A 14,530-nucleotide genomic window follows, 5' to 3' on the forward strand; every position below is an offset into this window, starting at 1 on the left:
ACTTTTTGAGGGACCTACTTTATTTTTGCAGGTCTCTGAGAACGCCAGGATTGTCGTGGGTCTTCCCCTGCCCGCCGCAGCGTCAAAGCACGCTGCGGACTGCCGCGACAACCCGCGCCACCACGGGGTCGCCATCGTGCGCAGGCTTGCGCGCCCGCACCAGACAGGCTTCCGAACGCAGGATCACGCCGTCCGTCAGGATCTTCAGATGGTTCGCCTTCAGCGTCGAGCCGGTCGAGGTGATATCGACGATGATGTCGGCGGAGCCGGACGCCGGCGCGCCTTCGGTCGCACCGAGGCTCTCGACGATGCGGTAGAGCTGGATGCCGTGGCTACCGGAGAAGTGGTTCTGCGTCAGCCGCCAGTATTTGGTGGCGATCGCGAGGCGGCGGCCGTGGCGGGCGCGAAAGTCCGCAGCAACGTCACCAAGGTCGGCCATGGTATCGACGTCGTACCAGATCTCCGGCACGGCGACGACGACATCGGCGTGACCGAAACCGAGACGGGCGCAGAACTCGACGCGGGCATCGGCATTGGCAAGCCCCTCGCGCACCAGATCCTCCCCGGTGACACCGAAATCGATCGAGCCATTGCCAAGCTCGCGGGAAATCTCGGACGCGGACAGGAACGCGATCTCCACATCGTCCGAACCTTCGACCCGGCCACGATAGGAGCGGTCATTGCCGACGGCAACGATCTTCATGCCGGCCCGTTCGAAGATCGCCGAGGCGTCATCCTTCATCCGCCCCTTGGACGGCAGCGCGACGGTGATCGTCATTGAACGCCTCCCTGGGAGGTAATCGCCTTTTCGATGCGGTCGAGCCAGAGCGAGAAGCCGACGGCGGGAATGTGTTCGCGGGCGCCAAGCAGCGTCAGCAGCCGGTCGAAGCGACCGCCGCCGGCCAGAACGGCCTGGATGCCGGCGACCTCCACTTCGAAGACGAGACCGGTATAGTAGTCGAGCGGACGGCCGAAAGCCGCGCGGTAACGGATCGCGCCGATGTCGGCGCCCGCCTTGGAAAGGGCTGCAACACGGGCATCGAAGCGGACGAGCGCCTCATCGAGCTTGAGGCCGGATTTCTGCGCGAAGGCAAAGAGCGCCGCCGGCGCATCGGCGAGCGGCACGTCGAGCGACAGAAACGCACCAACCTGATCCAGCGTCTTGCGGTCGAGCCGCGTGTTCGCCAGTTCCATCTTCTCCTTCAGCCGCCGGGCGATGTCCTGTGGCGAACGGCTGGCATTGGTCGAGTAGCCGGTTGCTTCCATCGTTTCGCCGATGTGGGCGACGAGACCGGCTTCGTCTTCGAGCAGACCGTCCATCGACAGGCGCACCACTTCGGGACCGAAAACGCCGACCGTGCGCGGATGCGCGAGTTCCGTCAGCAGTTTCTGCAGGTGCTTCTGGTCACCAAAGGCATGGATCAACCGCTTCTGCCAGCCGGCCGGCAGACCGCAGGCACCGACGACGGCTTCGAACACCGCCTGGTCGCCGAGCGTCACGTTGAGCCGTCGCCCCGGCAAGCGGTTGGCAACGACGCGCATCGCGTCACCGACGATGCGTGCATCGGCGGTAGCGATATCCGTATCGCCGAGATCCTCGATGCCGGCCTGGTAGAATTCGTTTCCGCCTTCACGGCGCTGGCGGAAGACTTCGCCGAGATAGGCGTAGCGCTTCGGCGTGCCGGTCACCGCCTCGATATGGCGAAGGCAGACGGGAATGGTGAATTCCGGACGCAGGCACAGGCTTTCGCCGGTCTCGCTCTCGGTCATGAAGATGCGGCGGCGCAGATCCTCGCCGGCCATGGCGAGGAAAGGTTCGGCCGGCTGGATCACCGGTGTGTCGACGCGCAGCGTGCCGAGGCTTTCAAAATCGGCAAGCAGGTCGTCGGCGAAAGCAGGCAGATTGATGAGGGCCATGACCGTCAGCCCCTTGCCCGATCCTCGGCCTGGGCCGCCAGCATCTCGCGTACCTTTTCGACCAGTTCGGCCGTCGGAACGGAAACCTGGGCCACGCGCGCCTCGCGCCAGGCCGCATTGTCCTCGATTTCACCCGACAGGCGCTTGCCTTCGATCAGATCCTTGATCTGCACGACACCCGCTGCGCGTTCGTCGCCACCCTGGATGATGGCCAGCGGCGAACCACGGCGGTCGGCATATTTCAGCTGATCGCCGAAGTTCTTCTTGTTGCCCTGGTACATTTCGGCGCGGATGCCGGCATGGCGCAGCTGCTGCACGAAGCGTTGGTAGTGGCCCATGCTGTCGATGTCGCGGTCCATGACGCAGACGACGACCGGAGCGATCACTTCCGAGGCACCGAGCTTGCCGAGGTTCTTGAGCGCCGTCATCAGACGCGAAACGCCGATCGAGAAGCCGGTCGCCGGCACCGGCTGGCCCATGAAGCGCGAAACGAGGCCGTCATAACGGCCGCCGCCGCCGACCGAACCGAAGACAACCTTCTCGCCCTTCTCGTTGGTGACGGCAAACTGCAACTCGGCCTCGAAGACCGGGCCAGTGTAGTATTCGAGACCGCGCACGACCGAAGGATCAATCTTGATGCGGTCGGCCTCGTAGCCGGCGCTCATGACCAAGCTGCGGATGGTATTCAGTTCCTCGACGCCTTCGCCGCCCTTGGCCGTTCCAGCGACGAGGGCTGCGAGATCGGCAGCGCTTGTCGCATAGTCCGTGATGCCGACGAAGAAGAGCACCTTGTCGATCTGCTCGCTGCTCAGGCCCGCGCCCTTGGTGAAGTCGCCGCTTTCATCCTTGCGGCCATCGCCGAGCAGGAGCCGCACACCTTCGGTGCCGAACTTGTCGAGCTTGTCGATGGCGCGCAACACCGTCAGGCGGGCATTTACCTTGTCGCCGCCGCCAAGGCCGATCGCCTCCATGACGCCGTCGAGCACCTTGCGGTTGTTGACGCGGATCACGTAGTCGCCGCGCGCAATGCCGAGCGCTTCCATCGTGTCGGCCATCATCATGCACATTTCGGCGTCCGCCTGGACGCCGGCGGCACCGACCGTATCGGCGTCGAACTGCATGAACTGGCGGAAGCGACCCGGGCCCGGCTTCTCGTTGCGGAAGACGTAGCCGGCACGGTAGGTGCGGAACGGCAGCTGGATTTCGTTGAAGTTCTCGGCGACGTGGCGGGCCAGCGGCGCCGTCAGGTCGTAGCGCAGCGACATCCACTGGTCGTCATCATCCGTCAGCGAGAAGACGCCTTCGTTCGGCCGATCGCTGTCGGGCAGGAACTTGCCGAGCGCATCGGTGTATTCAAACAGCGGCGTTTCGACCGGATCGAAACCATAATGCTCATAGACCGCACGGATCTTGCCGATCATTTCGTCGGTCGCGCGGATATCGGCGGCGGAGCGATCGACGAAGCCGCGCGGAAGGCGCGCCTTGAGCTTCTGCGGTTTCTTCTGTTTCTCGGTCATGGGAGCATTCCGGACTGTCAGCGGGTTTGGAGCTTTCCCTATCGGATCAAGGCAGGGGCGGCAAGGGTTTGGACCGCGCAAAGCGTTCTGCGGGCTGATCACGAGGCGATTTGTCGGGCCGTCCGACTTCGGGCCAAGTTCGAGTCGCCCGACATCATCTGACCGTCACTCGCCACCTCAACCCTAAGGCGCATTAAGACGGAATTAATCACTAAAAGTTTATCGCTCGATCCATCGGCGACGTTCCGAACACGGTGGTGATCGGCTATCTTCCGGTCTCCGCGTGCGCACCGATGATTTCCGGATGCCATGACAGCATCGGGCAAACATCCCAACGGCAAAGATGTCGCGGCGATCCACTTCCCGGGTCTGATGGCCATATGCAAAGAGGTGTCGAGCGCGACGCGAAGAGAAGGAATGGGTATCATGCTGAGATTCATGACACCTGGCTGCGGAGCTATCCAGCCCGGCCATCTGGCCGCACATGACAATTGGATGCGGTCGCTCGACGAGGGAACCTACCTCATGGAAGCGTGGCGCTGCGATCTCGCGACCGGCATCTTCCAGCTGGGCCAACAAACCGCCGCCCTTCTCGGCACATCAACCTCCTCCTGCGGTGTCATCGACCTGGTACGCGCTTATGACCGCAAGGATCGCCCGACCGTGCTCAACATCCTCGAACAGGCGACCGCCTCGTCATCGTCGTTCTGCTTTACCGCCATGGTGCGCGCGCCGACGTCGCAAGCGGCCCAGCTCTTGTGCATCGGTCAATCCGTGCTCGACGCGCCTGATGGGGTGGATGTTCTGCAGGGTATTTTCGCCTTTCCGCGCGAACGCGTGATGCTCTGCGCTTGAGCGCAAGACGTGAAACCGCTGGCACCCCTTCCCTAGATTGAAATAGTCCGAAGGATTACGCCTTGGTAACGCTCCTCGGGGGCTGCCCATTGCAGAAGGAAGAAGCGCCATGTCGCTGAAACCGTTGACGACAACCCTCGCGCTTGCCGCCTGTCTCGGCTTTCCGGCAATGGCCGAAGAGATGAGCCACGGCACCATGCATCACGGCTCCGCGGAAGCTCCGGGCCCGGCGGGCGACGCATCGCCCGCAAGCAAGGCCTTTGCCGAAGCCAACGCCCGCATGCACAAGGACATGGACATCGCCTATACCGGCAAGGCGGATATCGACTTCGTGCGCGGCATGATCGCTCACCACCAGGGCGCCATCGAGATGGCCAAGGTCGAGCTCGAATACGGCAAGGATGAAACGATCCGCAAACTGGCGGAAGAGATCATCAAGGCGCAGGAAGGCGAGATAAGGATGATGAAGGAGTGGCTAGCGAAGAACGGCGGCTGACCCGCAATCTCCGCTGCCGGGAAACGCCCATCGCCAGACCGACGATGGACACTTTGTTCAAGCCACCCGAGCGCTCGGTCTTGCGAGCTTGCCACGCATCTCTTCGACAACGACACGGCAATGGCAGCCTTCGATGTGATCGTTGACGAGCCCCATCGCCTGCATGAAGGCGTAGATCGTCGTCGGGCCGACGAAGGTCCAGCCGCGTTTCTTCAGATCCTTGGAGATCCGGGTCGAGGTCGGCGTCGTCGGATTGGATGCGATCGCCTCGTAGGTCACCACTTGCGGGCGCTCGGCTGCCTGCGGCTCGTATGACCAGAAGTAGCCTGCGAGCGAACCGAATTCCCGCCTCAACTCCTGTGCACGACGCGCATTGTTGATGGTCGAGACGATCTTGCCACGGTGGCGCACGATGCCGGTATCGGCAAGGCAGCGCTCGATATCCGCTTCGTCGAACATCGAGACCGCGTCGAAATCGAAGCCGGCAAAAGCGGCGCGGAACGCCTCGCGCTTGCGCAGGATCGTCAGCCATGACAGGCCGGACTGGAAACCCTCGAGGCAGATCTTTTCGAACAGGCGGCGATCGTCGGTGACCGGACGCCCCCATTCCTCGTCGTGGTAGCGTCGATAGTCGTCGAGGTTGCCCTGCCAGGCGCAGCGCTGAAGTCCGTCCTCGCCGATCACTATGCCCTTGGCCGTCATCGTTTTCCTCGCTCCAAACTCGTCATTTCCATGCCTTTACCATTTGCAAACCAGATTCCTAAAGCGGCGGATAACCCTACCCAAAGCTTTATCGGCGCCTTCGCCTTTTAATGAAGCGCCGTTTACCATTCGGTGGCCCCCCGGTGACACGATCGCGCCATTGCCAAGGCGCATACCCCCGCTCGAGCGTCCGGTTCTTCGGCTGTCTGCGCCCCCTTGATGAATTTCGGCGAAAGGTAGCGAGTCCGTCCGATGTTGAAAAAATCCCTTCTTATAGCCGCCTCCGTTCTGCCCCTCGTCGCCGGCCAGGCCGAGGCGCAGGACCGGTATCAAAACCGCCCCCCCGTTGTGGTCAGCCCCGACCTCACCGCCCCCTGGGTGATGCAGCTCGGCGGGCAGCAGACCCGCACGCGGCAGGTCATGTATCGGCAGCAGATTCCGGCCGCCACCCGAAAACAGTATTATCAGGGACAGGTTGGCCAGCCGCAGGTCACCCAGCCGCAGGCCAAGCGCCGCGTCATCAATCCGCTGATCCAGCCGGCGAACGCCACACGCGCCCAGCGCCCGGTCAAGTCGAAATTCGACCCGCAGTACCTGCCGCAGACGGTTGCCTATGAGAGCAAGGAAAAGCCGGGCACGATCGTCATCGATACGAACAACCGCTTCCTCTATCTGGTCACCGGCAACGGTGAGGCCCGGCGCTATGGTGTCGGCGTCGGCAAGCCGGGCTTCGAATGGGCGGGCGCGCACAAGGTCACCCGCAAGGCGGAATGGCCAAGCTGGACACCGCCACAGGAAATGATCTCCCGCGAGGCGGCCAAGGGACACTATCTGCCGGCACGCATGGACGGCGGCCCTGAAAATCCGCTTGGCGCACGCGCCATGTATCTCGGCTCGACGCTCTACCGCATCCACGGCACCAATGCGCCCTGGACCATCGGTTATGCCGTTTCTTCCGGCTGCATCCGCATGCGCAACGAAGACGTCGTCGACCTCTACGAGCGCGTGAAATTGGGCACGAAGGTTATCGTCATATAATTGGAGCATCGCATAGAATATTTCCTCCCCCTCGCACGTGTTGCTGTTGCCTATGCGTGATTTTCAGGCAACAGCAACATGAACAGATACAAGTCCGGCGGTCCGCCGGCTGTATCGCAGGCTTGAACTTCGCGGCATTTTGCATAGCTTGCCTGCAACGAGGGTTTAGAGGGAATCATATATGAACCGTCATGCCAGCAAAATGGTCGCGATCGCCATCGCGGCCAGTACTATTCTTGCCGCCGCAAGCGCCTCGGCTTTTACGCCGGCGCCAACGACCGGGACCAGGGTCAAGTCCACTGACATTGTACTCGTGGCCACCCCGAAGAAGCCGGCAAAACAATTTTGGCGCACCAAGGTTCGCTTCCGCACCGACGAAGTTCCCGGCACGATCATCGTCGATACCAACAACAAGTATCTCTACTATATCGACGGTCCGAACCGCGCGACGCGCTATGGCATCGGCGTCGGCCGCGACGGCTTCGGCTGGTCGGGTGTGGTAAAGGTCGGCCGCAAGGCCGAATGGCCGACCTGGACGCCACCGGCGGAAATGCGCCGCCGCGAAGCTGCCAAGGGCCGCATTCTTCCGGTCACCCAGGAAGGCGGCATCGACAACCCGCTCGGCGCCCGCGCCATGTATCTCTACAAGGGCGGCCGCGACACGATCTTCCGCATCCATGGCACTAATCAGCCCTGGACCATCGGCCAGAACATGTCGTCGGGCTGCATCCGCATGATGAACGAAGACGTGGAACATCTCTACGATCGCGCCGATGTCGGCACCAAGGTCATCGTCATCGGTCCCGGCAGCAAGCCGGGCGACACCTATTTCGACGATCGCGGCGTCGACATCTTCCGCCAGATCTTTGGCGGCTGATAGCCATCGAAGACAATCCATTAAGAAGGCCGGCTCCTTGCGGAGCCGGCCTTTTCTTTATCCTCAGAGCCCCTGGGGCTTCGCCCCGCCATAGGCCCAGTCGAGCAGTTCGACCGTATGAAGGATGGGGATCTTGGTGCCGCTGGCGATCTGGGTGATGCAGCCGATATTGCCGGTTGCGATCGCGTCCGGCCTCGTCGCCTCGATATTCTTGACCTTGCGCGCCTTGAGCTTCGCCGAGATTTCCGGCTGCAGGATGTTGTAGGTGCCGGCCGAGCCGCAGCAGAGGTGCCCTTCCGCCGGATCGCGGACGACGAAACCGGCGCGCTTCAAAAGCTGCTTCGGCACAAAAGTGATCTTCTGGCCGTGCTGCATCGAGCAGGCGGAATGATAGGCGAGCGTCATGCCGCGCGCATCCTGCTCAGGCAGGTCGAGGGTCGACAGATACTCGGTAATGTCCTTGGCCAGAGCCGAGACCCGTGCCGCCTTTTCCGCATAGAGAGGATCGAGCCGCAGCATGTGGCCGTAGTCCTTGATCGTCGTTCCGCAGCCTGATGCGGTGATGACGATGGCATCGAGCCCACCTTCGTCCGCGACCTTGAGCCATGCGTCGACGTTGCGGCGCGCCGCATCAAGTGCCTGGTTCTCGCGCCCCATGTGGTGCACCAGGGCGCCACAGCAGCCTTCACCGGCCGAAACAACGACTTCGACGCCAAAGCGCGTCAACAGCCTGATCGTCGCCTCGTTGATCTCCGGCTTCAGCACCGGTTGCGCGCAGCCCGACAAGAGCGCGACCCGACCGACGCGCTTGCCCTTGGGCGAGTTGGTGCCGGGAATTGCCGATGGGGAGGGCTGCGGCACCGCGCTCGGCGCCAGATCGAGCATGATGCCAAAGGTCCTCAGCAACGGCATGCGCTTCATGAAGCCTGCGAAGGGCCGGACAAGGCCGGCCGCCTTCAACGACAGGCGGAAGCGCTGGGGATAGGGCAGCACGGCCGCCAGCACGGAACGCGCCAGCCGGTCCTTGAACGGACGGCGATAGGTTTTCTCGATGTGGACGCGCGCGTGGTCCACGAGGTGCATGTAGTCGACACCGGAGGGACAGGTGGTGGTGCAGGCGAGACAGGAGAGGCAGCGGTCGATATGGGTGACCGTTTCTTTGTCGGCGGCCCTGTCGTTTTCCAGCATGTCCTTGATGAGGTAGATGCGCCCGCGCGGACTATCGAGCTCGTCGCCAAGCGTGACATAGGTCGGACAGGTCGCGGTGCAGAAGCCACAATGTACGCATTTGCGCAGGATGGCCTCGGATTCGGCCACATGCGGGTCGGCAAGCTGCGCGGGGGTAAAATTGGTCTGCAAACGCGAACTCCACTCTCCGGTTCTGCGGCACCGCGCCCTTGCGACGTGCTCGGTCACCGCAGCATTCTGATTTCAGCATCCTTCAACCGGAACCGGCTTCAGGGTTTGCGCCGTGGCTTACACCATCCAGGCTTCGGGATTGGTGATCGGCTCTTGACGCGCGGCCCGCTGCAGGCCGACGACGCAGCGCACGACGATCCAGACGGCGGTGGCGATAAAGCCGAGGATGCCGACCAGCACCACCGTCAGCAACAACGATATCAACAGGAACAACAGCGAGATCCAGAAGGTCCGGATTGCCCAGACATAGTGCGTCTCGACCCAGGGTGCCCCCTTGCCGCGATTGAGATAGGCCATCACGACGCCGATGATCGGGGTGATCCCTACCGCAAAGCCCACGAGATAAAGGACATAGATCACCTGGACGTTGATCTTGCCCGGCTCGAGCCAGCGATCGGTCTCGCGGGAAAACGGCGTCTGCGGACCATTATCGCTCATCAACTCCTCCCATGTTCCATCACGCGCGCCTCAGGAGACCGCAGCCATGCGGCCCGGATTGAAGATCCGGTGCGGGTCGAACTTCGCGCGAACGCGTTCGCTCAATTGTGCCACGGCTACGGGTTGTGGTTCAAACGACGGAATGGCGGCACGATAGGCGTCTTCCGCCCTGAAGAGGCTCGCGTGACCGCCGCCGAGTACCTTGATGTAGCGGCGCACGAGTTCCGCTTCCGGGTCTGCCTCCATGCGCAGCCAGACGAGACCGCCCTGCCAATCATAGAAGGCATCGACGCCGGTTTGCAGCCGAAGTGCGGCCACCAGCTGATGGCCAAGCGATGGGGCGACAGACACGCGCCAAAGCGGCTTCTTGCTGCCGTCGGCATAGGGTTTGACGTCGCGGATCTCAGTCCAAAGCTTTGCTGTTTGCGCTGGATCGAGACGCGTCACCGCGCCGAAGCGACCGACCGCCTTCATCAGCTTTTCAGCCCTGATCGCAACGGATGCCTCCAGCCCTTCGAGCCGCAGCACGGTGGCCGCACCATCCGGAAGGCTGCCATCCAGGAACCGTCCACGCACGCTCTCGGGCAGATGCGCGGCACCGGAAACCTCCACGGTCTGCGCCATCGCCTCGGCCATGACTGCCGCGGCTTCGGCATCGTTGAGCCCGGACACCACAATGGTCTGGGACGCCGGCGGCAACGGGAGGACGCGGAAGGTGACTTCGGTGAGGATGCCGAGCGTGCCGTGCGAGCCGGCCAGAAGCTTGACCAGATCGAGGCCCGTGACGTTCTTCATCACCCGCCCTCCGGCCTTGATCGCCTCGCCCCCACCGTTGACGAAGCGAACACCGAGCAGACTGTCGCGGGCAGCGCCCGAAACGTAACGCCTGGGACCGGAGACGTTGGCGGCGAAGACACCACCGATCGTCGGCTCTCCGGACGAGGCGAAGATCGGCCGATGGTCCATCGGTTCGAAGGCAAGCATCTGCCGGTTCTCACCCAGTGCGTCTTCGATCTCGCGCAGCGGCGTTCCGGACAGCGCAGTGATCGTCATCTCGGCTGGCTTGTAGCTGACGATGCCGGAGAGGCGGCGCGTCGACAGCACACGGTCGGCGCGCACGGGATTGCCGAGACCCGAGCGCGTGTTGCCGCCGATCACTGCAAGCGAGGCCTTGTCGGCCGCCATCGCGCGAACGACGGTCGCAATCCCCTCTTCGCTTGCCGGTTCGAAATGCACGATCATGCGGCGGGACGTCCTTCGAGCGGGAAGACCTTGGACGGATTGAGGATCCATTTCGGATCGAAAGCGGCCCGCGCCGCCATCTGCTGGTCGAGGTCGACCTGGTTGTACTGGTGCAGCATGAGATCTCGTTTTTCGATGCCGACGCCATGTTCGCCCGTCAGGCAGCCACCAGCATCGACACAGAGCTTGAGGATATCGTTGCCGGCGGACTCGGCACGCGCCGCGTCTTCCGGGTCGTTGATGTTATAGAGGATCAACGGATGCATGTTGCCGTCACCGGCGTGGAAGACATTGGCGACGCGCAGACCATAGCCAGCGACGATCTCGCCGGTGCGGGCGAGCACATGCGAGAGCTGACTGAGCGGCACCGTACCGTCCATGCAGATGTAATCGGCGATACGACCGGTGGCCCCGAAGGCGGACTTCCGCCCCTTCCAGATTGCGGCCGCTTCCATCGCCGACTGGCATTCCTTGATGGTCGCGACCCCATGACGGCGCGCAACCGCGACGATGCTGGCGAGCATCGCGTCCATTTCCGGCTCTGAACCCTCGACCTCGACGATCAGCAGCGCTTCGACGTCGAGCGGATAGCCGGCATGGGCAAAGGCTTCGCAGATCTCGATCGCCGGCTTGTCCATGAACTCGATCGCGACGGGGATGATGCCGGAGCCGATGACGTCGGCGACGCAGGCACCGGCCGCTTCCGATGAGGCGAAGCCGAACAGCACGGGGCGGGCGCCCTCCGGCTTGGCGATCAGCCGCACCGTCGCCTCGGTCACGATGCCGAGCTGTCCCTCGGAGCCGCAGACGAGGCCGAGCAGATCATAACCCGCCGCATCCAGCCCCTTGCCGCCGAGCTCGATCACGGTGCCATCGAACAGCACCATCTTCACGCCGAGCAGATTGTTGGTGGTGACGCCATATTTCAGACAATGGGCGCCGCCGGAATTCATGCCGATATTGCCGCCGATCGTGCAGGCAAGCTGCGAACTCGGGTCGGGCGCATAGAAAAAACCGTCGGCGAAAACGGCTTCGGAGATGTTGAGGTTGGTAACGCCCGCCTGGACGGTTGCCGTGCGATTGAAGAGATCGACATCGAGAATGCGCGACATCTTCGAAAGGCCGATGACGACCGCATCCTCCTGCGGGATGGCGCCGCCCGAAAGCGAGGTTCCGGCACCGCGCGGCACGACCGGGATGCCATAGCGGCTGCAATATTTGAGAAGAGCGGCGACCTGCTCGGTCGTTTCCGGCAAGGCAACCGCAAGCGGCATGCGACGATAGGCGATGAAGGCATCGGTCTCGAAGGGCTTCAACCCGCGCTCGTCGCTGATCAAACAGTTCTCGGGCAACAGGTCGGCGAGGTCGGCGACAATCTCGCGACGTCGGGCGATAACAGCCTGTTTCGGTTGCAGAAAACCGATCGTCTCCGCCATCAATGCCTCCGGCCGCATGTCAATTGGTTCATTTTCTTTACCACTAGGAGACAACCCTCGCAAATGCTATGAGCTTTTCCGTTTTGGAAACAATGGCAACGATTGATGACAAATTTAGGCGATCTTGAGATTTTTGCACGGGTCGTTTCCACAGGCAGCATGTCGGCTGCCGGACGGGTGCTCGGCTTTTCCCCAGCGGTCATCTCGAAACGGATCAAGAGGCTCGAAGATCGGCTGGGCACACGGCTGCTGCAGCGCACGACACGGCAGATCTCGCTGACCGAAGCCGGCCAGGGTTTCTACGACCGAGTGCTCGGCATCCTCTCGGGCATCGAGGAGGCCGAGGCCTATGCCTCCGGTCGCTCGTCGCATGCGCTCGGCGTGCTTCGGATCTCGGCGCCGACCTCCTTCGGCCGGATGCACATCGCGCCGCACCTGACGAAATTCATGAAGGATCATCCGGACCTCAAGCTGCACATCGTGCTGACGGACGAATTCACGGATATCGTCGCCGATGGCTTCGACATGGCGGTCAGGATCGGCGAACTGGTGGACTCATCGCTCGTCGCACGGAAACTCGCTCCCGTGCGACGGCTGCTCTGCGCCTCGCCGGACTATATCGCTCGCAACGGCGCGCCGAAGGAGATCGGCGATCTTGCCAACCACCTCTGCCTGCCGGCGCACAACAACGACAACTGGAAGCTCGAAGGGCCGGAAGGTGCCCTGGTATGGCACCCGGAGGGGCCGCTGGTCACCAACTCCTCGGAAATCGTACGCGCCGCCGTCATCGCCGGTGCCGGCATTGCGCTCCGCTCCACCTGGGATATCGGCCCGGAATTACGCAGCGGCCAGTTGATGCAGGTGCTGCCGCAGTGGGAGGGCTCCAAGCAGCTGACGCTCTCGGCCGTCTATCCGAGCCGCCAGTTCCTGCCGGCCAAGGTGCGACTCTTCATCGACTATCTCGCCGGACTTTACGGGCCGATCCCCTACTGGGAGCAATAGAGGGGCCGCCTCGCGGAAGCCCTCCGCTTCTTTGTTCCCCCCGCAATTGCGGACGCAAAACCGCTACGCACTTTTGCTGGAATTGCTTGTTTCCCGCAATTCCGGACGCAAAACCGCTGCGCACTTTTGCTGGAATTGCTTACTTGTGATCCGCTTCCTCGTGATGTCGGCGGATGCGGCGCACGATCAGCCAGACGCCGGCAACGGCGACGGGAACGGCAAGGCCGGTCAGCAGGCCCGGATCGATCGGGAGTTCGTGGCTGACGGCCTTGGCGAGGTAGCCGAACAACCCGACGACATAGTAGGAGATGGCGGCGACCGACAGGCCTTCAACGGTCTGCTGCAGGCGTAGCTGCAGCTTCGCGCGGCGGTCCATAGAGTTGAGCAGCGCGCTGTTCTGCCGCTCAAGTTCGACATCGACCCAGCTTCGCAGAAGAGCGGTAGCACGGGCGAGCTTGCGCGACAGGTTGGCCTGGCGCTCCTCGACCGACTGACAGGTGCGCATGGCCGGCGCCAGGCGTCGTTCGAGAAAGGTGCCGATGGTCTCGTAGCCCGGCAGCGGTGTCTCGGAGAGCGTGCGAATGCGCTCCTGCACGATGCCGTAATAGGCGCGGCTCGCGCCGAAGCGATAGAGACTGAGCGCGGCACCGGCCTCAAGATCAGCGGCGAGCCGGGTGATCTCGGCCAACATGTCGTCGGCCTCCTCGCGGACATTTTCCTTCATGCGCTGGGTAATTCCGGTCAGACCATCTTCGGTCCGGCGGATCTCCGGCGACAGCGACTGGGCGAGCGGCAGGCCCAGCATCGCCAGTGTGCGGTAGGTCTCGATATCGAGCAGGCGCTGGACCAGCGCGCCGGTGCCCGCCTCGGTCATGCCGCGGTCGATCACCAGGATCTGGGTCAGCCCATCACCGTTCTGGCGGAAGTCGGTGACGATCACGGCCTGGCCGTTCTTGGTTTCGCTGTAGCAGAGGCTCGTCGGATCGAGGAGCTTGATCGCATCCCGGGTTTCGGGCGTGTCCGGCCGGATTTCCAGGCGGATGCCCGAGATCAGCGAGCCCGGCGGCGAAAAGCCGTCGCCGAAGGGATGGATCGGCACCTCTCCACCAAACTGCTCCGGCGGCGGCGCATCCCAGAAGTAGGTCGAAAACTCGGTGTGACGTTCCCAGCGCAACGTCCCCTGCCCCCAGGACATCGCATGATGGTTCGCGTCGCGCCCCGGCGGCGCAATCCCCCGTGCCCTCGACAGTTCCGACAACACGGCGTGATCGACGATCGAGCCGCCATCCGTCAGGAAGGCGAGCTGGAAGATCACCCGCGGCGTGGTCACCAGCGCATAGGGGCGAGAATGAACCTCGCCCAACGCCAAGGCGCGCATCGGCGCCACCGGAAATGCAAAACTACCCTTTGCCATGAAGCGCTCTTGTCCCCCTCACGCGTTCATCACGACTTTCTTATCAATCGAACGAGCAAAAGAAAAAGGACGCATTGACGCAGTTTGATTTTTGTCAGCTGCCCAAAGTGGACAAGCAAATTGACCACTTGGCGCCAGCTGCCTAGATTGCGGCACAGAGCGGGACAAGGGAACCTT

General features: G+C 62.8%; 14 protein-coding genes. 5 read left to right on the forward strand and 9 right to left on the reverse strand.

What is annotated here, in order from left to right; all coding sequences use genetic code 11:
- Positions 1 to 82: 82 nt before the first annotated feature.
- From hisG to hisS, 3 genes are read right to left on the reverse strand one after another with little or no spacing between them, the layout of a single operon-like run.
- On the reverse strand, positions 83 to 778 hold the full coding sequence (gene hisG, locus AB4Z53_RS01770) for an ATP phosphoribosyltransferase (protein ID WP_441594355.1): 696 nt from the start codon (positions 776 to 778) through the stop codon (positions 83 to 85).
- Positions 775 to 1,917: an ATP phosphoribosyltransferase regulatory subunit gene (locus AB4Z53_RS01775; RefSeq protein ID WP_441594357.1), complete on the reverse strand. Its 1,143-nt coding sequence runs from the start codon at positions 1,915 to 1,917 to the stop codon at positions 775 to 777. The genes hisG and AB4Z53_RS01775 overlap by 4 nt, the downstream gene beginning before the upstream one ends.
- A 5-nt stretch (positions 1,918 to 1,922) precedes the next feature.
- On the reverse strand, positions 1,923 to 3,434 hold the full coding sequence (hisS, locus tag AB4Z53_RS01780) for a histidine--tRNA ligase (protein ID WP_441594359.1): 1,512 nt from the start codon (positions 3,432 to 3,434) through the stop codon (positions 1,923 to 1,925).
- A 426-nt stretch (positions 3,435 to 3,860) separates the two neighbouring features.
- Here hisS and AB4Z53_RS01785 point away from each other — a divergent pair, with 426 nt between their 5' ends.
- A complete protein-coding gene (locus AB4Z53_RS01785) occupies positions 3,861 to 4,289 on the forward strand; it encodes a hypothetical protein (protein ID WP_441595214.1) in 429 nt (142 codons plus the stop codon).
- 109 nt (positions 4,290 to 4,398) lie between these two features.
- The gene (gene copM, locus AB4Z53_RS01790; RefSeq protein ID WP_441594361.1) at positions 4,399 to 4,785 is read left to right on the forward strand and encodes a CopM family metallochaperone; all 387 of its coding nucleotides are present in this window, start codon (positions 4,399 to 4,401) and stop codon (positions 4,783 to 4,785) included.
- Between the two features lie 57 nt (positions 4,786 to 4,842).
- Here the strand turns inward: copM and AB4Z53_RS01795 are convergent, their stop codons facing one another.
- A complete protein-coding gene (locus AB4Z53_RS01795; protein ID WP_441594363.1) occupies positions 4,843 to 5,487 on the reverse strand; it encodes a DNA-3-methyladenine glycosylase I in 645 nt (214 codons plus the stop codon).
- A 252-nt stretch (positions 5,488 to 5,739) separates the two neighbouring features.
- On the opposite strand from AB4Z53_RS01795, the gene AB4Z53_RS01800 reads away from it, so the two are divergent.
- Together AB4Z53_RS01800 and AB4Z53_RS01805 are read left to right on the forward strand one after the other, a co-directional pair.
- The gene (locus tag AB4Z53_RS01800) at positions 5,740 to 6,525 is read left to right on the forward strand and encodes a L,D-transpeptidase (RefSeq protein ID WP_291149371.1); all 786 of its coding nucleotides are present in this window, start codon (positions 5,740 to 5,742) and stop codon (positions 6,523 to 6,525) included.
- 181 nt (positions 6,526 to 6,706) lie between these two features.
- A complete protein-coding gene (locus AB4Z53_RS01805) occupies positions 6,707 to 7,402 on the forward strand; it encodes a L,D-transpeptidase (RefSeq protein ID WP_441594365.1) in 696 nt (231 codons plus the stop codon).
- A 63-nt stretch (positions 7,403 to 7,465) separates the two neighbouring features.
- Here the strand turns inward: AB4Z53_RS01805 and glcF are convergent, their stop codons facing one another.
- The 4 genes from glcF to AB4Z53_RS01825 form a co-directional block, all read right to left on the reverse strand.
- Positions 7,466 to 8,761, reverse strand: a complete 1,296-nt coding sequence (glcF, locus tag AB4Z53_RS01810; protein WP_441594367.1) for a glycolate oxidase subunit GlcF — start codon at positions 8,759 to 8,761, stop codon at positions 7,466 to 7,468.
- A 117-nt stretch (positions 8,762 to 8,878) separates the two neighbouring features.
- Positions 8,879 to 9,259 carry a DUF4870 family protein gene (locus AB4Z53_RS01815; protein WP_113536319.1) on the reverse strand — a complete coding sequence of 127 codons (381 nt, stop codon included), beginning with the start codon at positions 9,257 to 9,259 and terminating at the stop codon, positions 8,879 to 8,881.
- A gap of 30 nt (positions 9,260 to 9,289) precedes the next feature.
- Positions 9,290 to 10,501, reverse strand: a complete 1,212-nt coding sequence (gene glcE / locus AB4Z53_RS01820; protein WP_441594369.1) for a glycolate oxidase subunit GlcE — start codon at positions 10,499 to 10,501, stop codon at positions 9,290 to 9,292.
- Positions 10,498 to 11,937, reverse strand: a complete 1,440-nt coding sequence (locus AB4Z53_RS01825; RefSeq protein WP_441594371.1) for an FAD-binding oxidoreductase — start codon at positions 11,935 to 11,937, stop codon at positions 10,498 to 10,500. The genes glcE and AB4Z53_RS01825 overlap by 4 nt, the downstream gene beginning before the upstream one ends.
- A gap of 105 nt (positions 11,938 to 12,042) precedes the next feature.
- On the opposite strand from AB4Z53_RS01825, the gene AB4Z53_RS01830 reads away from it, so the two are divergent.
- Positions 12,043 to 12,939 (forward strand): LysR family transcriptional regulator, encoded by an 897-nt coding sequence (locus tag AB4Z53_RS01830; RefSeq protein ID WP_223726550.1) that lies wholly within the window; start codon positions 12,043 to 12,045, stop codon positions 12,937 to 12,939.
- Positions 12,940 to 13,078: 139 nt separating this feature from the next.
- On the opposite strand, the gene AB4Z53_RS01835 is transcribed toward AB4Z53_RS01830, so the two are convergent.
- Positions 13,079 to 14,353 carry a DUF3422 family protein gene (locus AB4Z53_RS01835; RefSeq protein WP_113536323.1) on the reverse strand — a complete coding sequence of 425 codons (1,275 nt, stop codon included), beginning with the start codon at positions 14,351 to 14,353 and terminating at the stop codon, positions 13,079 to 13,081.
- Positions 14,354 to 14,530: the final 177 nt, after the last annotated feature.

Origin of the sequence: Ensifer sp. 2TAB8, from assembly GCF_052115125.1 — a bacterium.
Lineage (GTDB): Bacteria > Pseudomonadota > Alphaproteobacteria > Rhizobiales > Rhizobiaceae > Ensifer.